The organism is Vibrio sp. 1F253, assembly GCF_041439295.1.
Taxonomy (GTDB): domain Bacteria; phylum Pseudomonadota; class Gammaproteobacteria; order Enterobacterales; family Vibrionaceae; genus Vibrio; species Vibrio tasmaniensis_A.
Genome location: NZ_JBGONU010000005.1, coordinates 147,222 through 172,913 on the forward strand (window position 1 = coordinate 147,222; position 25,692 = coordinate 172,913).

The 25,692-nt window shown below is 44.2% G+C and carries 23 protein-coding genes and 2 tRNA genes; 5 read left to right on the forward strand and 20 right to left on the reverse strand.

What is annotated here, in order from left to right; all coding sequences use genetic code 11:
- Positions 1–126: 126 nt before the first annotated feature.
- The 3 genes from ACED28_RS04520 to ACED28_RS04530 all read left to right on the forward strand — a co-directional run bounded on the left by ACED28_RS04520 (position 127) and on the right by ACED28_RS04530 (position 3,133).
- Positions 127–600, forward strand: a complete 474-nt coding sequence (locus tag ACED28_RS04520) for a GreA/GreB family elongation factor (RefSeq protein ID WP_009848382.1) — start codon at positions 127–129, stop codon at positions 598–600.
- A gap of 88 nt (positions 601–688) precedes the next feature.
- The gene (locus ACED28_RS04525) at positions 689–1,483 is read left to right on the forward strand and encodes a YggN family protein (protein WP_371709386.1); all 795 of its coding nucleotides are present in this window, start codon (positions 689–691) and stop codon (positions 1,481–1,483) included.
- Between the two features lie 288 nt (positions 1,484–1,771).
- On the forward strand, positions 1,772–3,133 hold the full coding sequence (locus ACED28_RS04530) for a sodium-dependent transporter (RefSeq protein ID WP_371709387.1): 1,362 nt from the start codon (positions 1,772–1,774) through the stop codon (positions 3,131–3,133).
- Positions 3,134–3,287: 154 nt separating this feature from the next.
- On the opposite strand, the gene lipA is transcribed toward ACED28_RS04530, so the two are convergent.
- From lipA to leuS, 12 genes are all read right to left on the reverse strand, one after another.
- Complete coding sequence (gene lipA / locus ACED28_RS04535; protein ID WP_009848385.1) at positions 3,288–4,253, reverse strand: lipoyl synthase; 966 nt, start codon at positions 4,251–4,253, stop codon at positions 3,288–3,290.
- Between the two features lie 4 nt (positions 4,254–4,257).
- Positions 4,258–4,917 carry a lipoyl(octanoyl) transferase LipB gene (gene lipB / locus ACED28_RS04540; protein WP_012603371.1) on the reverse strand — a complete coding sequence of 220 codons (660 nt, stop codon included), beginning with the start codon at positions 4,915–4,917 and terminating at the stop codon, positions 4,258–4,260.
- A gap of 195 nt (positions 4,918–5,112) precedes the next feature.
- Positions 5,113–5,391 carry a DUF493 family protein YbeD gene (gene ybeD, locus ACED28_RS04545; protein WP_029223108.1) on the reverse strand — a complete coding sequence of 93 codons (279 nt, stop codon included), beginning with the start codon at positions 5,389–5,391 and terminating at the stop codon, positions 5,113–5,115.
- A 232-nt stretch (positions 5,392–5,623) separates the two neighbouring features.
- A complete protein-coding gene (locus tag ACED28_RS04550) occupies positions 5,624–6,805 on the reverse strand; it encodes a serine hydrolase (protein WP_012603373.1) in 1,182 nt (393 codons plus the stop codon).
- Positions 6,806–6,898: 93 nt separating this feature from the next.
- Positions 6,899–7,738 carry a septal ring lytic transglycosylase RlpA family protein gene (locus ACED28_RS04555; RefSeq protein WP_135382076.1) on the reverse strand — a complete coding sequence of 280 codons (840 nt, stop codon included), beginning with the start codon at positions 7,736–7,738 and terminating at the stop codon, positions 6,899–6,901.
- Between the two features lie 3 nt (positions 7,739–7,741).
- A complete protein-coding gene (gene rodA, locus ACED28_RS04560; RefSeq protein WP_009848472.1) occupies positions 7,742–8,863 on the reverse strand; it encodes a rod shape-determining protein RodA in 1,122 nt (373 codons plus the stop codon).
- Positions 8,863–10,755: a penicillin-binding protein 2 gene (mrdA, locus tag ACED28_RS04565; protein ID WP_371709388.1), complete on the reverse strand. Its 1,893-nt coding sequence runs from the start codon at positions 10,753–10,755 to the stop codon at positions 8,863–8,865. The genes rodA and mrdA overlap by 1 nt, the downstream gene beginning before the upstream one ends.
- 6 nt (positions 10,756–10,761) lie before the next feature.
- Positions 10,762–11,232: a 23S rRNA (pseudouridine(1915)-N(3))-methyltransferase RlmH gene (gene rlmH / locus ACED28_RS04570; protein WP_017096211.1), complete on the reverse strand. Its 471-nt coding sequence runs from the start codon at positions 11,230–11,232 to the stop codon at positions 10,762–10,764.
- Between the two features lie 3 nt (positions 11,233–11,235).
- Positions 11,236–11,553 carry a ribosome silencing factor gene (gene rsfS / locus ACED28_RS04575; protein ID WP_009848475.1) on the reverse strand — a complete coding sequence of 106 codons (318 nt, stop codon included), beginning with the start codon at positions 11,551–11,553 and terminating at the stop codon, positions 11,236–11,238.
- 64 nt (positions 11,554–11,617) lie between these two features.
- Entirely contained in the window at positions 11,618–12,643 is a 1,026-nt protein-coding gene (holA, locus tag ACED28_RS04580; protein ID WP_017101913.1) for a DNA polymerase III subunit delta, read from the reverse strand.
- A 9-nt stretch (positions 12,644–12,652) separates the two neighbouring features.
- Positions 12,653–13,309, reverse strand: a complete 657-nt coding sequence (gene lptE / locus ACED28_RS04585; RefSeq protein ID WP_371709389.1) for an LPS assembly lipoprotein LptE — start codon at positions 13,307–13,309, stop codon at positions 12,653–12,655.
- A gap of 179 nt (positions 13,310–13,488) precedes the next feature.
- Positions 13,489–16,065 (reverse strand): leucine--tRNA ligase, encoded by a 2,577-nt coding sequence (gene leuS / locus ACED28_RS04590; protein ID WP_371709390.1) that lies wholly within the window; start codon positions 16,063–16,065, stop codon positions 13,489–13,491.
- Positions 16,066–16,330: 265 nt separating this feature from the next.
- Between leuS and ACED28_RS04595 the strand changes: the two genes are divergently transcribed.
- Positions 16,331–16,801 carry a zinc ribbon-containing protein gene (locus ACED28_RS04595; protein ID WP_371709391.1) on the forward strand — a complete coding sequence of 157 codons (471 nt, stop codon included), beginning with the start codon at positions 16,331–16,333 and terminating at the stop codon, positions 16,799–16,801.
- Positions 16,802–16,928: 127 nt separating this feature from the next.
- Here ACED28_RS04595 and lnt read toward each other — a convergent pair whose 3' ends face one another.
- The 5 genes from lnt to miaB form a co-directional block, all read right to left on the reverse strand.
- Positions 16,929–18,446 carry an apolipoprotein N-acyltransferase gene (gene lnt / locus ACED28_RS04600; protein WP_371709392.1) on the reverse strand — a complete coding sequence of 506 codons (1,518 nt, stop codon included), beginning with the start codon at positions 18,444–18,446 and terminating at the stop codon, positions 16,929–16,931.
- Positions 18,447–18,478: 32 nt separating this feature from the next.
- Complete coding sequence (gene corC / locus ACED28_RS04605) at positions 18,479–19,369, reverse strand: CNNM family magnesium/cobalt transport protein CorC (protein WP_371709393.1); 891 nt, start codon at positions 19,367–19,369, stop codon at positions 18,479–18,481.
- A gap of 120 nt (positions 19,370–19,489) precedes the next feature.
- Positions 19,490–19,951 (reverse strand): rRNA maturation RNase YbeY, encoded by a 462-nt coding sequence (gene ybeY, locus ACED28_RS04610; RefSeq protein WP_009848482.1) that lies wholly within the window; start codon positions 19,949–19,951, stop codon positions 19,490–19,492.
- The gene (locus ACED28_RS04615) at positions 19,952–21,073 is read right to left on the reverse strand and encodes a PhoH family protein (RefSeq protein WP_371709394.1); all 1,122 of its coding nucleotides are present in this window, start codon (positions 21,071–21,073) and stop codon (positions 19,952–19,954) included. It abuts the gene before it with no gap.
- Between the two features lie 163 nt (positions 21,074–21,236).
- On the reverse strand, positions 21,237–22,661 hold the full coding sequence (miaB, locus tag ACED28_RS04620; RefSeq protein ID WP_371709395.1) for a tRNA (N6-isopentenyl adenosine(37)-C2)-methylthiotransferase MiaB: 1,425 nt from the start codon (positions 22,659–22,661) through the stop codon (positions 21,237–21,239).
- A 308-nt stretch (positions 22,662–22,969) separates the two neighbouring features.
- Here miaB and ACED28_RS04625 point away from each other — a divergent pair, with 308 nt between their 5' ends.
- Complete coding sequence (locus ACED28_RS04625; RefSeq protein WP_009848485.1) at positions 22,970–24,145, forward strand: 2-octaprenyl-3-methyl-6-methoxy-1,4-benzoquinol hydroxylase; 1,176 nt, start codon at positions 22,970–22,972, stop codon at positions 24,143–24,145.
- Positions 24,146–24,253: 108 nt separating this feature from the next.
- On the opposite strand, the gene ACED28_RS04630 is transcribed toward ACED28_RS04625, so the two are convergent.
- From ACED28_RS04630 to ACED28_RS04640, 3 genes are all read right to left on the reverse strand, one after another.
- Positions 24,254–25,294, reverse strand: coding sequence for a lactonase family protein (locus tag ACED28_RS04630; RefSeq protein ID WP_371709396.1), 1,041 nt, complete (start codon positions 25,292–25,294; stop codon positions 24,254–24,256).
- 157 nt (positions 25,295–25,451) lie between these two features.
- Positions 25,452–25,536 (reverse strand) — tRNA-Leu (locus ACED28_RS04635).
- 77 nt (positions 25,537–25,613) lie between these two features.
- Positions 25,614–25,690, reverse strand: a tRNA-Met gene (locus ACED28_RS04640).
- Between the last annotated feature and the right edge of the window lie 2 nt (positions 25,691–25,692).

Consider the following 25,692-nt stretch of genomic DNA (forward strand, 5'->3'; position numbering starts at 1 on the left):
TTAAGTGTCGTATTGATGTTAAAGCGGGCGCCTATTGATGATTACGTCGCTTGATGAATCAAATGTCTTGCACCTGATTGTACCTAATTCTATTCTGTAGCTCCTATAGAAAAGCACCCCAATAGTATGAATAAGTCTGAGCTTCGCCAAATAATCATAGAGCAACTCGAATCCCGATTACGTATCGCACAATCTGCGACTCAACGCGCTATTGATGCGGCGACCGATGAAGAGACTGTGCCTGAGCATAAGTACGATACATTGGCACTAGAAGCTTCGTATCTTGCCCACGGTCAAGCAGTAAGAGTGCAAGAGTGTGAAGGTGACATTCAGTGTTATCGTAACTTAGTGCTGCGTGATAGTGAGAAGATTACAGTGAGCAGCTATGTAGTGGTCATTGACGAGCATGATCAATATAAACACTTTTTCATGGGGCCGAGAGTCGGTGGGCTTTCTGTTACGTGGAATAACAATGAAGTTGCTATCGTGACGGAAAATGCACCTTTTGGTCAGGCTCTAATGGGGAAAGAAGTCGGTGATGAGATTGAGTTTAAGGTCGCAGATAAACAGTTTTGCTATGAAGTAATATCTATCGACTAACTGAGTAACGGATATATATAAAACGTTTCTCTGACAAAGAAGCATATACCAAGGGTATAGTAATCTGTCAGATTGATGAGAGGATGTTATGAAAAACAATGTATTTATGAAAAACAAAATGTTTATGAAGAACAATGTATTAATCGCATCGTTAACAGCGGTAATCTCTGTTGTGAGCCTGCCAACTTTTGCTGCTCAGTGTCGAGTTGATTTGAAAAATGAATTGCGAATCGATGACCAGAAAGTCGAAATCCATCAAGTGAATGGTGATACTGCCGTTTTTGATGGTAACAACGACTTATATATCCATGGTGAGAAGGTTGAGCTTGATGCCGACCAACAAGCGGCGATTGAGAAATACCGCGAAAAAATGAGTGAGTACTTACCAAGAGCGAAACAAATGGCTAACGATGGTTTAGCGTTAGCGAATGATGTTATTGATGACATTGCTGCTAGCCTAGATTCACCGGAATCATTTGATAATGTAAAAGAGTCAATGAAAACCTACTTTGATGAACTGGAAGCTCGTTACTACAAAGATGGCGAGTTAGTGTTACCAGCAGACAGTTTTGATTCGATGGCCAATGGTTGGTCTGAAGATTTCGAGAAGGCTAAGGAGATCTTTAACCAAGAATTTATCTCTAGCGCTTTTAATGCGATGTCAGAAAAAATGAAACAAGATGGTGGCTTAAATCTTACTGAATTGGCTGACAGCATGGCTGCATTAAAGCTTAAAGTTGAAGAGCGCATGAAAGAACACTCTCAACAAGTGCAAGAGGAAGCGAATGAGTTCTGTGATTCTCTTGATGAGATGGCAGAACAAGAGCAACAGCTGCATGAAATCATTCCGAACCTAAAAGACTATCAAGTCTTCACGATCTAATCTGAATCTAACTATAAGTCACAAGAGCACCATTTGGTGCTCTTTTTGTTCGTATAAATTGAACAATACGACGAGTAATCATCTCAATTCAATCCATTGTTTCTCTAGTCCTGAACCTTGCTTTACTGCTTTTCGGTAAACGATAAGACCAGTTATTTGTTAATTTAATGGTTCTAAATAGCGTATTTGTTGTAAAAACTAGAAGATCGCTCATTTATTAGTTGTGCCTATCATTGCTTTTGATTACTGTACTTCTCAACTAGTTCATTGATTTTTAATGCGGGCAATATGGACCAACAATCTTCCTCTTCAAGAGAGCACTTTAGCTCTCGTTTGGGTTTTATTTTAGCAGCGGCGGGTGCAGCTGTTGGCTTAGGTAATATTTGGGGTTTCCCAACCCAAGTCGCCAGTAACGGGGGTGGTGCTTTTCTGCTTGTTTACCTAATTATGATTTTCGTGGTTGCTTTCCCGATGCTGGTGGTTGAGATGGCTATTGGTCGACATGGCCAAGCAAATCCTGTCGATAGCATGCGTTCTTTGACTACAAACCCGTTAGGCAAGAAAGTCGGTGAATTTGTCGGTTGGATTGGGTTGAGTGTTCCAAGTGCAGTGCTAGCGTTTTATAGCATTGTCGGTGGTTGGTTGATCTGCTTCCTAATTGGTGCTGTCGCTGACCTGATTGGTCTAGAGGCCGCTGCTGATTGGTTTAAAGGCTTCAGTGTTGAGCGCAATGTTTTTGGTACCGTCGCATTCTATGTGCTGACTATCTTGATTGTTCAGGGCGGTGTTAAGCAGGGGATCGAGAAATGGTCGACCCGTTTGATGCCTGCGCTATTTGTGTTATTTGGCTTATTGTTTGTTTACATCATGACGCAATCTGGCGCGATGGAAGGCCTAAAGCATTACCTCGTTCCAGACTTTGAGAAAGTGTGGGATAGAAAACTGATTTTGGCAGCTATGGGGCAGGGCTTCTTCTCGCTCACTATTGGTGGTTGCTCGATGTTGGTTTATGGCTCTTACTTAAGTAAGAAAGAGAACCTGCCAAAAATGGCAATGAACGTTACCTTAGTTGATACCGCGGTTGCTTTTATTGCGGGCTTAGTCGTGATGCCTGCCATGTTTGTTGCGATGCAAAAAGGTGTTCAAATCTATGCTGAAGATGGCTCATTACTGAGCTCTGATACCCTAGTATTTACGGTTCTGCCTTTGATGTTTGATAGCTTAGGTATGCTGGGTCAGGTCTTCGCAATTGTGTTTTTCTTATTGCTAACGATTGCTGCACTTACTTCATCGATTTCAATGTTGGAAGCCCCTGTCGCTCTTGTTAGTGAGCGTTTCAAGATCAGACGAACGCCAACAAGTTGGGTAATTGGTGGTGCTATCGCATTGTTCAGTGTGGTGATTGTTTACAACTTTGCTGCGATGTTTGGCATGGTAGCGATGATTGCGACTCAGTACCTTCAACCAGTCGCTGCACTGATGTTCTGTGTGTTTGGTGGTTGGGTATGGAGCCGAGCGTCAAAAGTGAAAGAGCTTGAGCAAGGTTGTCCTGACTTTCAACTTGGTTGGTTTGGTAAGGTTTGGCCAATGTATGTGAAGTTCGTGTGCCCAATTTTAGTCGCAACGGTTATCTGGGCATCTTTTGGCTAGTAGACCATTTAACATCTAGATGATTAGACTTGCAGTTCAAGGCCACTCTTAATGAGTGGCTTTGTTGTTTTTGTATCGAACAAGCTTGTTCGATAGAAAAAAGGCGCTGAACATAAAATTCAGCGCCTTTGTATTGTTCGTTAAGCAATCGTGATTACTTAATTTCCATACCTTGTGCTTGCAAGTCTGCATGGTAAGAAGAACGTACAAACGGACCACATGCTGCGTGAGTGAAGCCTAGCTCTAGAGCAATCTCTTTCAACTCATCAAACTCAGAAGGCGGCACGTAACGTTCAACTGGCAAGTGGTGACGGCTTGGTGCTAGGTACTGGCCTAGTGTCAGCATTGTTACGCCATGTTCACGAAGATCTTTCAATACTTGAACGATCTCTTCTTTCGTCTCACCAAGGCCCATCATCACACCTGATTTGGTTGGGATGTTTGGATGCTGCTCTTTGAATTTTCTTAACAGATCAAGAGACCACTTGTAGTTCGCACCTGGACGCGCTTTACGGTATAGACGCGGCGCCGTCTCTAGGTTGTGGTTGAAAACATCTGGTGGATTGTCTTTCATTAGTTCAAGCGCAACGTCCATACGACCACGGAAGTCCGGAACCAGTGTTTCGATACGAATGTTTGGGTTTTGCTCGCGAATTTCACGGTTACAATCAGCAAAGTGTTGAGCACCGCCATCACGTAAGTCATCGCGGTCCACTGAAGTGATTACAACGTACTTCAGTTTCATGTCTTTAATCGTCTTAGCCAGTTTCTTCGGCTCTTCGGCTTCTGGAGCATTTGGTCGACCATGGGCAACATCACAGAACGGGCAGCGACGAGTACAGATAGCGCCAAGAATCATAAACGTTGCCGTGCCGTGGTTAAAACACTCAGCTAGGTTAGGGCAAGACGCTTCTTCACAAACTGAGTGCAGGTTGTTTTTGCGCATTGCAGATTTGATTTCTTGAATACGATGGCTGTCTGAAGGAAGTTTAATCTTCATCCATGCAGGCTTACGTAAAACTTCTTTCTGTTCAGCAGGCATATTCTTTACGGGAATTAATGCCATTTTGTCAGCGTCACGATATTTAACGCCTTTTTCCATTTGGATTGGTTTGCTCATGATTTTATGCTTCTGCTGTAATGTTACTGGTGGCTTGAATGTCTACTTGGTCATAGCCGAGTAGTTCTACGAGCTCTTGTATTAACTGTTGCTCAACGTTTTCTAGTTCACTTGGACCGCCGAGTTGGCTTACTTGCGCCATTTCCATTCCTTGGTAACCACATGGGTTAATACGTTGGAATGGAGACAAGTCCATATCGACGTTGAGTGCTAACCCGTGGAACGAGCAGCCGCGTCGAATTCGTAATCCAAGTGAACAGATTTTCTTGCCATCGACATAAACACCAGGAGCGTCAGGTCGGGCAGTTGAATCTATATTGTAAGCTTTCAGAGTATTGATTACGAGGTTCTCAATATGAGTAACCAAATCACGCACTCCGAATTTCTTGCGGCGGATGTTTATCAGGAAGTAAGCGACTAACTGACCGGGCCCGTGGTACGTCACTTGGCCACCGCGATCGCTTTGTATCACAGGGATATCACCAGCATTTAATACATGCTCAGCTTTACCTGCTTGTCCTTGAGTGAAAACTGGGTTGTGTTCAACCAACCAAATTTGGTCTACGTCTTCATCCGTGCGTTCGTCTGTGAACTTATGCATGGCTTTCCATACAGGTTCGTAATCCTGACGACCTAATTTTTTTACGATTAGCTTATTTTGCAAAGCGGCACTTCCTCAAGGATTAATAAAGTGAGCGCATTATAAACGCGAAACAGGTTTCTAACTACAGACGGACAGCAAGGTTTTTCAACTTTCTTTGTATTTATTGAAAATTAAGTTGAGCGCTTTGGAAGAGGAGCGAGGGTTTCAAACAAAAACAACGGCAATAAGCCGCTGTTTTTCATGCGTAATCGAAAGTTACAGAACCATACGAACGATTTCGATTTCGCCCAGTTCTTTATATAGCGTTTCTACTTGCTCAATTGAAGTCGCAGTAATATTGATAGAAACAGAGTGGTAGTTACCTTTCGCACTCGGTTTTAGAGTTGGGCTGTAGTCACCAGGAGCATGACGCTGGATCACTTCTAGCACTAGTTCTGTAAGTTCTGGCTTAGCGTAGCCCATAACTTTGTAAGTGAATGAACAAGGGAACTCTAAGAGGTCTTTTAGTTTTGCATCAGAATTGATGTTCATGATTAGCTCCAAAAGGCTAGACTCTCGCAAATTGGCGAAATGTCGATAAAAAGCGTGTTCGGTCAACAGACACGAGTAATAAGGCGGAATATTACGTGTAAATATCACCGAACTCAAGATCAACAAAAGCCGCACATGGCGGCTTTTGTTTCGCTAATGAGCAAATCATGAACCTACTCATTAGGTTAGCTATACAGCAAGCTTAGATTTTGCGTAGAACAAACTGTTGACTGGTTTAGAACAACCCTTTAAACAGCAGTACTAGGTAATCCCACAGGCGGCTAAATAGGCTGCCTTGGTCTACATCTTCAAGTGCAAGTAGTGGGTATTCAGCAACGTCTTCACCGTCGACTTGGTAGAATAGTTTACCCACAACGTCGCCTTTACTGATTGGTGCTTCTAGCTCTTTCTCAAGCACGAAGCTTGCCTTCAGGTTCTTAGCTTGGCCACGAGGCAGAGTAACGAACGTATCTTCGTCGACACCTAGTGCAACCGTGTCCTTGCTACCCATCCAGATTTTTTCTTCAACGAATGTCTCGCCAGCAGTATGTGGTGCCACTGTTTCGAAGAAGCGGAAACCGTAGCTAAGCAGTTTTTTGCTTTCTGTTTTACGAGCGTTCGCATTCTTGGTGCCCATCACAACCGCAACAAGACGCATTTTGCCTTCTGTTGCTGAGCTTACTAGGCTGTAACCTGCGTTGCTCGTGTGGCCCGTTTTAATGCCATCAACGTTCATGCTCTTATCCCATAACAGACCGTTACGGTTATACTGGGTGATGCCGTTGTAAGTGAATTTCTTTTGTGAGTAGATACGGTACTCATCAGGAACGTCGCGAATCAGCGCCTGACCTAGTAGCGCCATATCGTAAGGCGTTGAGTAAAGGTTAGGATTGTCTAGACCGTGCACGTTAGCAAAGTGCGTGTCTTTCATGCCGATAGAGCTCGCCCATGCGTTCATTAAGTCAACAAATGCATCTTCAGAGCCGGCAATATGTTCAGCCATCGCAACACAAGCATCGTTACCTGATTGAATAATGATACCGCGGTTCAGCTCTTCAACTTTAACGGTTGTACCAACTTCAATGAACATCTTAGATGAATCAGGGAAGTTTTTAGCCCAAGCATTTTCACTGATAACAACATCGTCGTTTAGGTTGATGTTGCCACGCTCTAGCTCTTGGCCGACTACGTAGCTCGTCATCATCTTGGTTAAACTTGCTGGAGAAAGTTGAGTGTTCATCTCTTTCTCTGCGAGTACTTTGCCTGAATGGTAATCCATCAGAACAAATCCCTTAGCAGCGATTTGAGGAGCGTCAGGAACAATAATAGGAGCGGCGAATGACGATGTTGCTATCGTTGCAGAAAGTGCAACTGAAGTAGCAAAAATCGATTTAACAAGTTTATTAGATTTAATCATTTTGAATGCAATTATTAGGTGAACTATTCATATATTAACAGAATCACTCTGTCACACCAGAGCGCTGATTACCAGAAGTAACTGTTAGATAAATTAGCGAGTTAGCGTGTGTTTTTTTATATAAGCTGACGGGTAACCCATTAGCTTAACTTGTTCTAATTTTTCTTGAGTCAGAGCATAGTCATGAAATGGGCCAAGCATCAGGCGGTAGTTATCATCATTTGGCTGCAAGAACGTTGCTACAGCTAACTTTTCGCCTAGATCTTTGGCTAACTTCTCGGTTCTATCTTCATGTGGGGAAGTGGCTACTTGAATAATAAATTGAGGTAAAGCCGCCTTTTTATTTGCGTCGGTTGGCATAGCCACAGTGATGACTTCTATCTCAATATTTGCCGTGCCTGTTCTCAATACATCGAGTTTGTATGCCGCGGCATAACTAAGGTCAATGATTCGCCCTTCATGAAATGGGCCTCGGTCATTGATGCGCACAATCGTCGTTTTGTCATTGTCGGTATTCGTCACTTTTACATAGCTCGGAATCGGCAATGTTTTGTGTGCCGCAGACATCGAATACATGTCGTAGATCTCGCCATTCGACGTTAAATGACCATGAAATTTCTTACCGTACCAAGAGGCTTTGCCTTTCTCAGTAAACCCTTCTGTCTTCTTTACGATCTTGTAGTCTTCGCCACGCAAAGTGTAATCCGTGTTACCACCTAAACTATAAGGTTCATACTGAGGGTGAGCATCCTCGAGATGCTCTACTGAGATCGGTGCGTCTGGTGCAATATCTGAATCTATATCGTAGCGGCCTGTTGGTTCTGTCGAAGAACAACCGTTTATAACAACGGCTAGGCTCACTATAGACACTAGTTTTTTTATTGGCAGCTCATTAACCAAAGATGTTTTTATAGGAGTTACTTTAACAGACATCAATTAGGTCGCCTTTGAGAATGCTTTTCTGTGTGTATGGATTGACATTAAAATACCGAAACCGGCCATAAGGGTAACCATAGAGGTACCGCCATAGCTGACCAGAGGTAGAGGGACACCAACCACAGGTAGAATGCCGCTTACCATACCAATGTTTACGAAAATATAGACGAAGAAACTCAGTACGATACTGCCGCCCATCATTCGCCCAAATGCTGTTTGAGCTTGGCTTGCAAGCACTAAGCCACGGCCAATAATGAACAGGTAGATAGCGAGCAAAAACAAAATACCAATCATGCCCCACTCTTCGGCGATGACCGCAAAAATAAAGTCGGTATGGCGCTCTGGAATGAACTCTAGTTGAGATTGAGTACCTTGCAGCCAACCTTTTCCTGATATACCACCAGAGCCAATTGCAATCTTACTTTGGATGATGTGATAGCCTGCACCTAATGGATCTGATTCAGGGTCAAAAAGGGTTCTTACACGAACTTTTTGATATTCACGCATCAAGAAGAACCATAAGATTGGAATAAACCCACCCAGTGCAATCGCGGCACTGGCAATGATCTTCCAACTAATACCTGCCAGGAATATCACGAAGATACCGGATGCTGCGATGAGTATCGATGTGCCTAAATCGGGCTGTTTAGCGATAAGGATTGTAGGTACAAACACCATCACTAATGAGATAGCTAAAGTTTGGAAAGTGGGTGGCAGTGAGCGCTTACCAATAAATCGAGCCAGCATCAAAGGTACTGCAAGCTTCAATAGTTCAGAGGGTTGGAATCGAATAAAGCCGAAGTTTAACCAGCGCTGTGCACCTTTAGAGGCCTCGCCAAAGAACAACACTCCGAGTAGTAGAATAACGCCGCCCGCAAACAGTAGTGGAGCCAAGGTCTCATAAGTACGAGGCGAGATTTGCGCTAAAAAGATCATCACACCTAAAGACAGCACCATACGCATCGCTTGGCGATCCATCATCGCAAGGCTTTGTCCGCTTGCGCTGTACATGATCAATAGGGCAAAGCCCATTAAAACCAGAATGCCAAGCAATAGCGGAAGGTCGATATGCAGCCGTTCAAATAGGGCTCTATTTCGTCCAGTTGAAGGATCAAGTTTCATTATTTTATTGGCTCACTTTCATAATCTTCTGCAAGAATAATATGGTCTAAAATTCTTCTTACAACTGGGCCACCATTTGATGAACCACCACCGGCATTCTCCAAAACGATAGTTACGATCGCTTCAGGATCTTCAAAAGGCGCATAACCGGTGAAGAGGGCATGATCGCGTAAATGTTCTGCGATTTCATCTGCGTTGTATTCTTCATCTTCTTTTAGACCGAATACTTGTGCAGTACCTGATTTACCAGCAGTTTGATAAGACATTTTTTGGAATGAGCGTCTTGCTGTGCCTTTCTTTCCGTGGTTTACCAATCTCATGCCTTCTTGCGCGATATCCCAGTATCTCTGCTTAACACCAGTTACCGGAGGGTACGTTTCGATTTCAGATATCGTTTGTTCATCGAACGGTTGACCGTTCTCAATTGTCGCGCGTAGTAAATGGGGAGCGGTTACCTCTCCTTCATTGACCAATACTGAAGTCGCTTTTGCAATCTGCATTGGTGTTGCTGTCCAGTAGCCCTGGCCAATACCGACAGGGATGGTGTCACCTTGATACCAAGGTACACGGTGTCTGGCCATTTTCCATTCGCGAGTGGGCATATTCGCTTTGCTTTCTTCGTAAATGTCGATGCCAGTGTAATCACCAAAACCGAATAACATCATCCATTTAGATAAGCGATCGATGCCTAAATCAAATGAAATTTGGTAGAAGAAGGTATCAACCGATTCTTCAATGGCTTTCTCTATGTCAACGACACCGTGTCCCCAACGTAACCAGTCGCGGAACGGCTTCGTTTTTGAGTTTGGAATCTTCCAATAGCCTGGGTCATTACGCGTCGTGTTCGGAGTAATTACGCCTTCTTGCAGAGCTGCGACGGCAATGAAGGGTTTGATCGTCGATGCTGGCGGATAAATTCCTAGCGTTGCACGGTTAACTAAAGGTCGGTCTTTGTCTTGAAGCAGGGCATTATAACCTTTCGAGGAAATACCATGCACAAAGGCATTTGGGTCGTAGCTTGGGCTGGAAACCATGGCTAATACGCCATTGTCTTTCGGGTCGAGAACCACGGCTGAACCACGACGTCCATCAAGCAGTTTATGCACGTATAGCTGAAGTTTGATATCCAAGTTGAGCACGATATCTTTCCCCGGAGCCGAAGGTACAAATTTAAGAGTGCGGATCACTCGTCCACGGCTGTTTACTTCGACTTCTTGATAGCCAGCGGTGCCGTGTAGCATGTCTTCGTAATAGCGCTCAATGCCGAGTTTACCGATATCGCGGGTGGCTTGGTAATTGGCGTCTTTCTCTTCACGAACCAAGCGCTGCATATCACGGTCGTTGATGCGAGATACGTAGCCAATCACGTGAGTTAACACATCACCATAAGGGTAGAAACGTTTTAGCGTCCCTGTCACTTCAACGCCTGGGAACTTATGTTGATTTACAGAAAAGACCGCCACTTGTTCTTCGGTAAGCTGATTAAGAATAGGTACTGATTTGAAGCGACGTGAATTACGACGATCACGATTAAAACGTTCGATACGCTCCGGTGGTATGTCGATTAACGCTTGTAAACGAACAAGCGTATCTTCCATGTTTTTGACTTTTTCTGGGGTGATCTCCAGATTAAAAACAGGCCGGTTTTCTGCAAGAAGTACACCGTTGCGGTCGTAAATTAAACCACGATTGGGTGCGATTGGAACGACCTTGATGCGGTTGTCGTTGGAGCGGGTTTTATAGTCCTGATATTGATTAACTTGGATGTTGTAAAGGTTCACAACCAGCAAGCTCATCATCACTATAATCCCTGCAAACGCAACAAAAGCACGACTAGTAAATAGTCGTGCTTCTGCTTTGTAATCACGAATTTGGCTACGTTTACGTAACATTAACGCTTATTCTCGATGATAAGGGTGGTTAGCAGTGACGCTCCAAGCTCGATACAAGCTTTCAGCCATGATAACGCGTACTAATGGGTGAGGGAGAGTAAGTGCTGACAGAGACCAGCTTTGGTCTGCTGCCGCTTTACATGCTGGTGCTAATCCTTCAGGCCCGCCAATAAGGATAGAAACGTCACGGCCATCCAGCTTCCAACTTTCCAATTGCTCTGCGAGTTGAGGCGTATCCCACTTTCTTCCTGGGATATCGAGTGTGACAATGCGGTTGCCTTTCGGAACTGCAGCTAACATTGCTTCGCCTTCTTTTTGAAGAATACGTGCAATATCGGCATTTTTACCGCGTTTTCCCGCAGTGATTTCAATGAGTTCTAATGGCATATCATGAGGGAAGCGGCGTTTATATTCTTTAAAGCCTTCTTCAACCCACTTTGGCATTTTTGTACCAACTGCGATTAACTGGATCTTCAAAGCTTAGCCCCAAAGTTTTTCTAGTTGGTACAGTTCACGATGCTCTTCTTGCATAACGTGAAGCATGCTTGTGCCCATGTCTAGAACAACCCATTCACCTTCTTTTTGGCCGTCCATGCCAAGGGGATTCATGCCAGCCTTGCGCACTTCATCAGCAACGTGCTGTGCAATAGAGGCAACATGGCGCTTAGATGTACCAGTACAAACAATCATGTAGTCAGTAACACTTGATTTGCCTTCTACATCGATAGTCACAATCGATTCTGCTTTCATGTCGTCGGCTTTGTCTGCAAGAAAATCTTTTAGTTCTTCACGTAACACGGGGTGTTCCTTTAATCTGAGTTTAGCTTTTTAGGGTCTGTTGACCCTAGAATATACCACGCTTTTATGCGTGAGATGGGATTGAAGCTGAAGGGATACAAAACTCTACGCTTAACTGATGAATTAGTGGCCAAGGCGACTGTTCATATTGGGTTTTTGTCATCAATTCAGCTTGAGTGAGCAACGCAAACAGGGAGTGTAATCGAGAAATCGAAACTCTTGTTAGCGCGGCGTTATAAAGAGGTTTTTTTGATTGCCAGATACGGTGCTTTTCAAATACCTGCGCGATTGGCATCTGCTTCATTTGTTGCTGCATTTGTAATAGCAGAGCAAGCTCACGTTGTATGCTACGCAGCAAGATGACGGGTTCGACACCTTCGGCTTCTAACTGACGCAGGATTCGCTGTGCACGGTTGCCTTTGCCTGCTAATAACGCATCACTCCAATGGAATGGCGTAAAGTGGTTGTGTCGACTCAGCGATTCTTCTAAACGTACTAATGTGAGCTTTCCATCTGGGTATTGGAGAGCCAGTTTTTCTAGGCTTTGGGTGAGCGCAAATAGATTACCCTCATGCCACTGCGCCAACATTTGTATCGCTTCAGGATCCGGTGATAAGCCGATCTGACGACAGCGTGTTTGAACAAACTGAGGTAATCGGCTGACATCAGGAGTTAAACAGCTTACCCAATGCCCTTGATTAGAGAGTGCTTTAAACCACTTAGCACTCTCTTGAGCCTTAGTTAGCTTAGTGCCAATCAAGATCAATAGAATATCGTTGTGTATATGCTCAGAGATTGCGAGTAATTCTTTTGCAATCGACGCATTGACCCCGGACTCTGGCAATTCAAGTTCGATGACCTGACGACTAGAGAATAGGCTCAATGCTTGAGTGCAGTCGTAGACTTGATTCCAGTCGAGACTGCTATCAATAGCAAAGCGGTGGCGTTCTTCAAAGCCTTGCTCTTTGGCTGTCTTTTGAATCGCTTCTCGGCTTTCCTGCAGCAGTAAAGGTTCGTTACCAAAAATTAGGTAAACGTTGCTTAACTGCTTAGCAAGTTGCTCAGATAAACGATCAGCAAAAATACGCATTAAATAAACCTATTGCTCGACAGTTACGCTAGGCTCAGCATCAGGTACTGCACTTGCGTCGACCTCAACATCGTCAATTTCGATGTTTTTGATGTTGTACTGTTTTTCTAGCTCTTTTACTTGAACCTGTTCAAGCTCTTCTAGGTTCATATTTCCTGCGGCAATAGTCGCTTTCAGTCGGGCCATTTGACGAAGGATTTGGCTTGTTGCAAGCTTGCGCATTTCGTCTTCAATCATGTCACGCTCAACCGATTTTGCGAGTGCCGTTAGTGGGTTGTCTAAATAGCTGCGGGTTACGCTAGTTGAGAAGGTATTGGCCCCTAATTCTGGGATCGTTACGCGGTATGAAGCGTTAAGCGTCAGCTCTTTCTCAGCGGCACGAGTATTTTGGTATAGCGACAAAGTACGTTCCCCAACTCCTTCACCAAGAATATGTAGGTTAGGGATATTTTCAGCTGGTGGCACTATTTCTACATCATTCATACGTAGCTGGCTTTTCATCATACGTGTAAACGTACTGTATTGGTCGTAACTGGTTACTGAGATCTTGTTGAGCTCTTCTGGCACAGAGTAATCACCACGCAGGTGAAAACCACAGGCGCTCAGTAGGCTAACGGTTAGAACAACAATAGTAACTTTCAATGAAGATAGTGAATTCAGGCGCATTATTTGATGGCTCTCATGAAGGTAGAATACTTATTTAAAGGCTTTAGTTCGTTTGAGTTGTTAGGCTCAAGTCTAAAGCGCTTAAATAAGTAGACAGGGCTATTAGCTACCCTGTCTACAGACTGCTTTTGATGAATTAAGTTCGTTAATTCTTCAGTAATTGCACTGTGCTAACGAAATTAGTTAGCAACGATGTTTAGAAGCTTACCAGGTACGAAGATAACTTTACGGATAGTTAAGCCATCTAGGAACTTCTTAGCGTTCTCATCGTTTAGACCAAGTTCACGAACTTGCTCTTCTGTCGCGTCAGCAGCAACCGTTAGTTTTGCTCGTAGCTTACCGTTGATCATTACCACGATAGTCTTCTCGTCTTCAACTAGCGCTTTCTCGTCAAACGTTGGCCATGTTGCTGAGTCTACGTTTGATTCACCAAGCGCAATCCACATTTCGTAAGAGATGTGTGGCGTCATTGGGTAAAGCATACGTACAACTGCTTTTAGCGCTTCATCAAGGATTGCACGATCTTGTACAGATTCTTGAGGTGCTTTCGCTAGCTTGTTCATCAGTTCCATGATTGCAGCGATTGCCGTGTTGAACGTTTGGCGGCGGCCAATATCGTCCGTTACTTTCGCGATAGTCTTGTGGATATCACGACGAAGTGCTTTTTGGTCACCAGACAAAGCAGAAGCATCAACAGCTTCAGCCGCACCTTTAGAAGAGTGAGCGTGAACCAGTTTCCAAACACGCTTAAGGAAACGGTTTGCCCCTTCAACGCCAGACTCTTGCCACTCAAGCGTCATGTCTGCAGGCGATGCAAACATCATGAATAGACGTACTGTATCAGCGCCGTACTTGTCTACCATCTCTTGTGGGTCGATACCGTTGTTTTTCGACTTAGACATTTTGATCATGCCTGAGTGTTCAACGTCGCGGCCTTGGTTGTCGACTGCTTTTTCAATACGACCTTTCGCGTCACGGTCGATAGTCACGTCAGTTGGAGCAATCCATTCCTTCGTGCCTTTCTCGTTCGTGTGGTAGAACGCGTCAGCCAGAACCATGCCTTGACATAGTAGTTGCTTGAACGGTTCATCAGACGTTACGTAACCCGCATCACGAAGAAGCTTATGGAAGAAACGAGAGTAAAGCAGGTGCATACAAGCGTGCTCAATACCACCAACGTATTGGTCAACTGGCAGCCAGTAGTTAGCTTTCTCTGGATCTAGAATGTCATCAGCTTGTGGTGAACAGTAACGCGCGTAGTACCATGAAGACTCCATGAAAGTATCGAACGTATCAGTTTCACGTAGCGCAGGTTCGCCATTGAATGTGGTTTCAGCCCAAGACTTATCCGCCTTGATTGGGCTAGTTACGCCATCCATTACCACGTCTTCTGGAAGAATAACGGGCAGTTGGTCTGCTGGTACTGGGTGAACTTCACCGTCTTCTGTCGTTACCATTGGGATTGGAGCACCCCAGTAACGCTGACGAGAAACGCCCCAGTCACGTAGACGGAAGTTTACTGTCTTCTTACCTTTGCCTTCAGCTTCAAGCTTCGCAGCGATTGCATCGAATGCTTCTTGGAATGCAAGACCATCGAATTCACCAGAATCGAACAGTATACCTTTCTCAGTGTAAGCCGCTTCAGACACGTCTAGCTCAGAACCATCTTCAGGTTTGATCACTGGGATGATATCGATGCCGTACTTAGTTGCGAATTCGTAGTCACGTTGGTCGTGAGCAGGAACCGCCATTACCGCACCTGTGCCGTAATCCATAAGAACGAAGTTAGCTACGTAAACAGGAACAACACGACCGTTAAGAGGGTGGATAGCCGTTAAGCCAGTATCCATACCTTTCTTTTCCATCGTTGCGAGTTCAGCTTCAGCCACCTTGGTGTTACGACATTCTTCAACGAATGCTGCAAGATCAGGGTTGTTCTGTGATGCTTTCTCTGCAAGAGGGTGACCTGCAGCGATACCAACATAAGAAACACCCATTAGTGTATCAGGACGTGTTGTGTACACTTCTAATGGCGCTTCTTCACCGTTAACAGCGAAAGATAGCTCAACACCTTCAGAGCGGCCGATCCAGTTGCGCTGCATGGTCTTAACCATTTCAGGCCAACCTTCAAGGTTGTCTAGATCGTCTAGTAGCTCTTGAGCGTACTCAGTGATTTTAATGAACCACTGTGGGATTTTCTTTTGTTCTACCGGAGTATCACAACGCCAGCAGCAACCGTCTTCTACTTGCTCGTTTGCAAGAACCGTTTGGTCGTTTGGACACCAGTTAACAGAAGATGTCTTCTTGTAAACTAGGCCTTGTTCGTAAAGCTTCGTGAAGAACTCTTGTTCCCAACGGTAGTACTCAGGAGTACACGTTGCGAATTCACGTTTCCAGTCGTAACCAAAGCCTAAAAGCTTAAGCTGGTTTTTCATGTATTCGATGTTTTCGTAAGTCCACGGAGCAGGCGCTGTGTTGTTTTTTACAGCTGCGTTTTCTGCAGGTAGGCCGAATGCATCCCAACCGATTGGCTGCATTACGTTTTTGCCTTGTAGACGTTGGAAACGAGATACCACATCACCGATGGTGTAGTTACGCACGTGACCCATATGCAGTCGACCACTTGGGTACGGGAACATAGAAAGACAGTAGAATTTTTCTTTATTTGGGTCTTCACTTACAACGAAAGTCTCGCTGTCATCCCAGTGTTGTTGAACCTTTTTTTCAATCTCTTGCGGGTTATATTGTTCTTGCATCGATGGTATCCGGTTATCTTGGAATTTGTGAGTTCGGTTAGAACAGAATCTTACAGATCGTCATAGAATACCTAAAGGAGCTTAGTACAACAATAGTTATACCCTTCATACTTGCAGTTGCAGCACGGTTGATTGCGTAAATTCAACCAAATTACTTAGGACAGCTATACTTAAGGGTATGAATTGCATTTGTTTGTTAGGAACTGGTCGCTTAACTACGGCCCCGTTCACTAAGATAAAGCTTAGTCATCTTAAGGAGGTCGTTATGCCGAAGAAAAAAGCACTCTATGAAGAAGTCGTCGAAGAGGTGATAGAAACGCTGAAGCATAGCCCTGAAGAGCTTAACAACAAAATCGAAACGTCGGGCAAGTTTGCGAAAGCTGCCAATGACATGACCAAAGATGAGCTATCATTAATCTCGGCCTATGTGAAGTCGGACTTAAAAGAGTTTTCCGAAAGTTATGAAGAGAGTAAAGGTGGTCCATTTTATTTGATGATCACAGACTCTATTTGGCAAGGATTGCTAGATATCACTGATCGCACTAAGGTGGAATGGGTTGAATTGTTCCAAGACTTAGAACATCAAGGGTTGTATCAAGCGGATGAGGTTATCGGGCTCGGGACGCTTGTCTGTGATGAGTGTGGGCATCAAACCGAATACAACCACCCGACCAATATCATTCCATGTATCAAGTGTGGGGCGACAGGGTTTAGCCGTAAAGCACTTAAGCCGTAAACACTTAAGTCGTAAACACTTAAGTCGTAAACACTATAGCCATAGCACCATCAACTTTACACCGCAGTAATAAAAAAGGGTTGACCCAATCAGCCAACCCTCAAATCACTTTCTTCGAATTTCTAATCTAGCTCTTTGGCTTTCTAATTACCCAGCTAATCACCAAGCTGAGCATCGCCCAGATATACAGTGGCCAAGTACCAACTGCGTGAAAAGGCGTTTGCCCATCAGTTGAAATGAGATCAGCTTTTAATACGGCCGTTTCAAACTGAGGTATTTGCTTGATGATGTTGCCTTTGTAATCGGTTACTGCCGTCACACCATTGTTGGTCGAGCGAATAACTGGCTTACCAAGCTCCAGAGCACGCATCTGTGCGATTTCCATATGTTGCAGTGGACCAATCGAACGACCAAACCACGCATCGTTAGAGAGCGTTAAAATAAAGTCCGTCTCATCAGTCACGCTTTGTCTAACTTGATCATTAAAGACGATCTCATAACACAACGCAGGTGCTAAGTGACGGCCATTTGCCACGATGTTTGGTTGAACAAAATCGCCACGGCTAAATGATGACATCGGCAAGTTGAAGAACGGTGCCAATGGGCGCAAGATATTTTCAAACGGCACAAACTCACCAAATGGCAATAGGTGATGTTTATGGTAGCGTTCGTCTGGATCGTAGCTGTATTCACCGTATGGATTGACACCTAGAGAAAGAACGCTGTTGTAGTACTTCTTATCTTCAGACTGATTGAGTACGCCAGTGATGATTGAGCTGTTGTTCATCTTCGCTGCGCTATCTAAGTTACGTAAGAAAGATGGAATTTCAACTTCGAATGCTGGAATAGCGGCTTCAGGCCAAATGATGATATCGGCATCCCAGTTTTCTCTACTTAGATCTGTGTACTTCATCATCGTAGGCCAGCGGTGGCTTGGTAGCCATTTACTGTCTTGATCTACATTGCCTTGAATCAATACCACTGAGGTTGTTTTTTCAGGGTTCGGTGTCACCCAATCGATATTTCGAATGCCAAAACCTGCACTGAATACGATTGCAGGGATGATGCCAACACTCCATGCTTTATTGATAACCATATAAGCGAGTGCAGATGCAGAGACAATGACTGCCAGAGTAATTAACTCGACACCGCCAATCGGTGCAAACGAGCCTAGTGGAGAATCGATTTGGCTGTAGCCAAGCCAAAGCCAAGGAAAGCCCGTCATTACCCAGCCACGTAGCCAATCACTGATTAACCACAATGCAGGAGCTGCGAGGAAAAAGCGGCTTAGGTTATTAGCAGGGAAGTACTTGTTTAAGCTCCAGGTAAATAGGCCTGAATAAACCGCTAGGTAGCCAATGAGCAAAGCCATCAAAAACAGGTTGGCTGCCAGTGGCATGCCGCCAAAATGATCGATGCTGACGTATACCCAGCTGATACCTGTTGCGAATTGGCCTAAACCCCATCCGTAGCCAATCCAAAGCGCACTTTTAGGAGAACGGTTGTGGATCAGTAACAGCAACAAAGCTGGGCTGAGAATAGCAAGAGGCCATATAGAGTATGGAGCGAATGAAAGGGTGGTTATAGCGCCAACAAAAACGGCCGCTAGCGGCCGTAATAGGCGATGAATAAAGGTCTTAGTCATCTAATTTCTGTCATCTCTTTAGAGAGAAGTTGTTATTCTTCGATAGTCGGAAGAGGTTGTTCGTCAGGTATCGTTACCTGTAGCTGAATCACACGACGGTTATCTGCAGACGTAATTTTGAAATGGTAGTTTTCGATTTCTACAATTTCGCCACGAACTGGCAGGTGACCGAGTGCTGTCATAACCATGCCGCCTACCGTATCCACTTCATCGTCACTAAAGGCAGTGTTAAACGTATCGTTGAACTCTTCAATAGTGGTTAAAGCTTTAACAGAGAAAGTATGCTTGCTCAGCTTACGAATATCTAGCTCTTCTTCATCGTCGAACTCGTCTTCAATTTCACCAACGATTTCTTCGAGGATATCTTCAATGGTTACCAGGCCAGAAACTCCGCCAAACTCATCGACAACGATAGACATGTGGTAGCGCTCTTCTTGGAACTCTTTGAGTAGGCGATCAACACGCTTACTTTCAGGAACAACCACGACAGGGCGAATCACTTGTTCGATATCAAATGGGGCACTTTCTGAACCCAAATACTTAAGTAGGTCCTTCGCTAATAGAATGCCTTCAACATGGTCTTTATCTTCACTGATCACTGGGTAGCGAGAGTGTTGAGCATCAGTAATAAGCGCAATCAATGTATCTAAATCATCGGTGCGTTCAACTGTAACCATTTGAGAGCGAGGCAGCATGATATCGCGTACTCGCATCTCTGAAATTTCCATTACACCCTCGAGCATGTCGCGCGTGTCGTGGTCAATTAGGTCATTAATTTCTGAGTCGCGGATTACATCTACGAGCTCTTGGCGATCTTTAACTTCACCTTGAAATAGTTGGCCTAGGCGTTCAAAGAAGGACTTTCTACTCGGACCTTCAGATTTTTTACTTCCCTCAAAAGTGGGGGGGTTACCTTCGTTCATGATTTCTCAAAAAATAACGCTATCAGAAGTGTGATAGCACACGTTACAACTCAGATTCCTGCGAAAATCACAGGTTCGATGAGTTATTGTTTCTCTGCAACCTACTTTACTAGAATCGATTTACTTTTCTAGAATATACGGGTCTTCAAACCCCATAGTTTGCATGATTTCTGTTTCGAGTGACTCCATCTCTTCAGCTTCATCATCTTCGATATGATCATAACCTAGCAGATGCAGACTGCCATGTACAACCATATGAGCCCAGTGTGCTAGCAGAGGCTTACTTTGCTCTTCTGCTTCTTTTTCGACAACTTGGCGGCAAATAATGAGGTCACCCAGTAGATCTAATTCCACTCCTGGTGGTGCTTCAAATGGGAAAGACAGCACGTTAGTTGGCTTATCTTTTCCACGATAGTCATGATTGAGCTGGTGGCTTTCTTGTGTATCAACAATACGAACCGTCAACTCGGCACTCTCTTGAAACTGAGGAATTGTCTTGTCTAACCAAAGTTGAATATCTTGCTCAGTTGGAAGACCTTGCTCATTTTCGACTGCTAATTGCAGGTCTAGTTCAATAGACATCTATTTATCACCTTGCTCTGCAATGACAGAACTATTTTGTGTTGCTAATTGTGTCGTAACAGCTTGCTGAGCCTCAAGAAGCTTGGCCTCGCGCTCTTCACGCTTACGTTGTTCAAACTCTTTGCGCTCTTTCTGGTCTTTTGCTTCCCACTTCTCGTACGCGTTGACGATACGAGCAACGACAGGGTGACGAACGACGTCTTCAGACATGAAGAAGTTAAAGCTAATATCATCCACTTCACTGAGCACTTCAGTTGCATGACGTAGGCCTGATTTTGCACCACGAGGTAAATCGATTTGCGTAATATCACCTGTGATCACAGCGCGAGAGTTAAAACCGATACGGGTTAAGAACATTTTCATCTGCTCTACCGTGGTGTTTTGGCTCTCATCAAGAATGATAAACGCATCATTCAATGTACGACCACGCATGTAAGCCAGTGGAGCAACTTCAATCACGTTACGTTCAATCAGCTTCTCAACTCGCTCAAAGCCAAGCATTTCAAACAGTGCATCGTAAAGCGGACGCAAATATGGGTCTACTTTTTGGCTTAAATCACCCGGTAGGAAACCAAGCTTCTCACCAGCTTCAACAGCAGGACGAGTCAGTAGGATTCGACGAACTTCTTGACGTTCAAGTGCATCAACCGCAGCCGCAACAGCTAAGTATGTTTTACCAGTACCAGCAGGTCCAATACCAAAAGTGATGTCATGAGTGACCATGTTCATTAGGTATTGTGCTTGGTTTGGCGTGCGAGGCTTGATGACGCCTTTTTTAGTCTTAATGGTCACTTCTTTGCCGTAGTCGATTTCAGACTCGACGTGTTGCTCCAAAATACCAGACTCAGTGACGGCCAGATGCACTTGCTCTGGTTCGATATTGATTATGTTGCCTTTAACTGGAGCCGTTTCAACATAGAGGTGTTTGATGATGTCTAAAGCGGCGGCTGTAGTGTGAGGCTTACCGACAATCGTGAAAAAGTTGCTACGGTAATTAATCTCAACGCCCAGACGACGCTCAAGATGCTTGATGTTGTCGTCAAATGGTCCGCATAAACTTGCCAAGCGCTTGTTGTCTGCTGGCTCTAGATTTATCTCTAAGGTAACGATTTTATTGCTCAAATTAGCCTCTCATTTTGTGCCACTCACTCTTAAATATAAAAAAGAGCAAAAAGCCCGATTTAGACCGGGCTTTTGATGGTGATATCCCTATTTCTAAGATGGTCACTTAGTTAGGTAATTTCAAGCTTTGTGTTTGCGCTTTGTGCTCAAACAGTTGTATTGCCTATGGTGTAAATGTCGCTACACCTAGCTCGTCTTCACGTTTTGTTTTTTCCATCATTTCTGCTGGAGTCATAACAACGCGTAGACCCATGTCTTTTTCTGTGCGAACTAGCTCACCACGTAGTGAGTTAGTGTAAACCTCTGTGATCTTCACATCTACGAACTGGCCGATTAGGTCGGCAGAACCTTCGAAGTTCACAACACGGCTGTTTTCTGTACGGCCGCGAAGTTCCATTAGGTTCTTTCTTGATGGACCTTCAACAAGAATACGTTGCTCTGTACCTAACATTAGACGAGAGAAGCGCATAGCTTGTGTATTTACCGTTTGTTGCAGTTCGTATAGACGATCTTTCTTCTCTTGTGCTGGTACATCACATGGGTAATCTGCCGCTGGCGTACCTGGACGTGGAGAGAAAACAAAGCTGAAGCTCATATCGAAATCAACTTCTTTAATTAGCTTCATTGTATCTTGGAAGTCTTGCTTAGACTCACCAGGGAAACCAACAATAAAGTCAGAGCTGATTTGAATGTCAGGACGAGCTTTACGCAGTTTACGGATAATAGATTTGTACTCGATAGCCGTATGTGGACGCTTCATCATCGTAAGAATACGGTCACTACCACTTTGTACTGGTAGGTGAAGGAAGCTCACTAGTTCAGGGGTATCTTTGTAAACTTCAATAATGTCGTCACCAAACTCAAGCGGGTGGCTTGTTGTGAAACGAATACGGTCGATACCGTCGATAGACGCAACTAGGCGAAGGAGCTCTGCAAATGTGCAGATGTCACCTTCGTGAGTAGGGCCTCGGAATGCGTTTACGTTTTGGCCTAGCAGGTTTACTTCACGTACGCCTTGCTCTGCAAGTTGTGCAACTTCGAATAGCACATCATCCATTGGACGACTAACTTCTTCACCACGAGTATATGGAACAACGCAGTAAGTACAGTACTTAGAACAACCTTCCATGATAGAAACGTAGGCTGTTGCGCCGTCTGCTTTTGGCTCTGGCAGGTTATCGAACTTTTCGATCTCTGGGAAAGAGATGTCCATTACTGGCTTTTCGTTAGACAGTGATGACTTAATCATCTCTGGCAAACGGTGTAATGTTTGTGGGCCAAAGATTACGTCTACGTAAGGTGCACGTTGACGAATGTGATCACCTTCTTGAGTCGCTACACAGCCACCCACACCGATCACCACACCTTCTTTTTTATCTTTAAGCGTTTTCCAACGACCAAGCTGGTGGAATACTTTTTCTTGCGCTTTTTCGCGGATAGAACAAGTATTCAATAGTAGTACGTCTGCTTCCTCAGGTACTTCAGTTAGCTCATAGCCATTTGCAGCGTTAAGCAGGTTGGCCATTTTTGATGAATCATATTCATTCATCTGACAGCCCCAAGTTTTAATTAGCAGTTTCTTACTCATTATATGTTCGCTCGATCGTTAGTTTAATTTAAGGGAGCAAATCGCCCATTATTCATCCGCTAGCTCCGTTCGTCATAATTCGGTATTCAATTTTATGACAGGCTCTAGCGGCAAGCGGCGTATTGTACTGGTTTCAAAACCGACTGACTAGTAGTCTGAACAAATCTCTTATGTAGTGGTTTTTATTATCGTCAACGCCATATGCCATAAGGGGTAACCCTTCTTTCTAATAAGGTTTTTGGTTACAAGTTCGTTATGAAAAAGTACAATCAAAAACAGTCAAAGAATCAAACTGATAAGTACAAAATATGAACAGTTACGATATTGTCGTCGTCGGTGGCGGCATGGTTGGTGCAGCAACAGCAATCGGTTTTGCAAAGCAAGGTCTGAGTGTTGCGGTGATCGAAGGTTTTGCCCCACAAGCTTTTGATGAGTCGCAAGCGATGGACATTCGTGTGTCAGCGATTTCTCAAGCATCGGTCGATTTGCTTGAAGATCTTGGTGCATGGCAAAGTATTGCAGCGATGCGCGTCTGTTCTTACAAGCGATTGGAAACTTGGGAACATCCAGAGTGTCGTACTCGGTTTGATGCAGCATCACTGGACCTTCCTCGTTTGGGCTATATCGTTGAGAATCGATTAATCCAATTGGGTTTATGGGCTCAGTTTGATGCCTACGACAATCTCGAACTGTTATGTCCAGAAAAGCTCGATGAGATTGAGTTTGGTGAGACCAATATAGTCAAGCTTCAGTCGGGTACTCAGTTGTCCGCGAAGTGGGTGGTTGGCGCTGATGGCGCAAATTCAGCCGTCCGTCAGCAAGCAGGGATTGGTATTACGGCTTGGGATTACCGACAGCACTGCATGCTTATCAACGTAGAAACAGAACAGCCTCAGCAAGATATTACTTGGCAGCAATTTTTACCAAGTGGTCCTCGTTCATTTTTGCCTTTGTGTTCTCTAGTCTCTGACGATCAAGAAGTCGGGCAGGGCTCGTTAGTTTGGTATGATTCTCCACTGCGTATTAAGCAATTGTCAGCAATGCCCCCTGAAAAACTACGTAATGAAGTACTTACTCACTTTCCTAAAGAGTTAGGTGATATCAAAGTTTTGAACTCGGGTTCTTTTCCTCTGACACGACGTCATGCTCAATCATACTCAAAGAATAACTGTATTTTAGTCGGGGACTCTGCACATACGATTAACCCTCTAGCAGGGCAGGGTGTTAACTTGGGTTTTAAAGATGTGGCAGCACTATTGGATATCACCCAAGAGAAAGGTGAATTGAATCAATCTGTGGCGAGACGCTATGAAGTGATCAGAAGAGGTGACAATCTAATGATGCAAAGTGGCATGGACTTTTTCTACAAAACGTTTAGCAATGACATTGGCCCACTTAAGTTTGTGCGAAATGCAGCACTAAAGCTAGCAGAAAACTCAGGGCCGATTAAATCACAGGTACTTAAATACGCTTTAGGGTTGTGATTGGTTAGTCCAAATTATTGAGTTATAAAAAGAAGGAGAGCTGAGGCTCTCCTTTTTTGATTTCGTGATAGTGCTTAGTGCTTAGTGCTTAGTGCTTAGTTCTTAATACTATTGCGTTACACACACAGGTGCATCGATGGCTAAAGAGCATCCAGTATAGGTGAGGGAGCCATCTTCAATATCTCGTTTGAATGATGTGAGGTTGTTGGAATGCTGGTTTGCGGCGATAAGCCATTGCCCGTCTTTAGTGATATGAAAGTCGCGAGGGAACTTACCTTCAACATCGTAACTATCCATAAAAATGAGCTTTTGAGTGACGGAGTCTATTCTAAAACAACTGATTCTGGATTGATGTCGGCAAGACACATAAAGGAATTGCTCATCTGGCGATAGCTTAATCGCAGCTGCGGCTTCTCCCTTCTCCATATTAGGCAATGCATCAATCTCTTCCACTACATTCCAAATGCCTAAAGACTTTTCTAAAATCAATATTGTTTCAGAGAGCTCACACACCACATAGGCTCTATCTTCAGCTTGATTAAAGATTAAGTGACGAGGTCCATTCCCTGTACGCACTTTGATAGATTGCATTGGCTCATCAAGGAACTCTTCTTGCTCTTCGTCAAAGCAATAGAAGTTGATTCGATCGGCTCCGAGATCGACGGTGACAAACTGCGGAGAGTTCTTTAGGAAAAGGCTTTGATGAGCATGTGGGCCCGTTTGTCTTTCTGCATTAGGTCCAGAACCAACCATTTTGATTGTTTTGAGCCGTTTATCGATATTGCCATTGATACTTAAACTAAAGATATCGAATGTCCCTGATGAATATTGCGATGTAATAGCAAACTTATTGTGGGGATCTATCGTGATATGACAAGGGTGATCTCCTGAGATTGGCCCAGTATTTGACGCTATTGTTGAATCAACATTCGGTATATGAATCAGTTGTGGTTGCATCTTTTGGTCAACTTCAGAAGCTGTGTAGACCCCCAACTTTGTCGTGGTAATAAACGAGGGATTAGTGCAGGCCGCTATAAGCTTTAAAGGCAACAGCGTTCCCGTTTCTAGATCTAACTGAGTTTGATATACACCTTGGCTATTACTTGGAGAATCTGTGTAGCAACCGATCGTTAAAGGGAGGGTTTTCATAGGCAGTCATACTCAGTTAGGAAATGGAGCAGACATTGTCTAATAAAATTGCAGTAAAAGTGAGGTTATAGGAGAGAATACTTGGTGACTTGGCTTGCAGATTTACATATTCCAGATAAAACAAAACCCAGCTAAAAAGCTGGGTTCTATTCAATGATGGTGCGGTCGGAGAGACTTGAACTCTCACACCTCTCGGCGCCAGAACCTAAATCTGGTGCGTCTACCAATTCCGCCACGACCGCAGCAAATCTTTATAGTTATATCGATATTGGTGATTCAATATAACGTTGTTTGTATTTTTTCTTTCATAAAGAAAGAATGGTGGCTACTGCGGGATTCGAACCTGCGACCCCATCATTATGAGTGATGTGCTCTAACCAACTGAGCTAAGTAGCCAT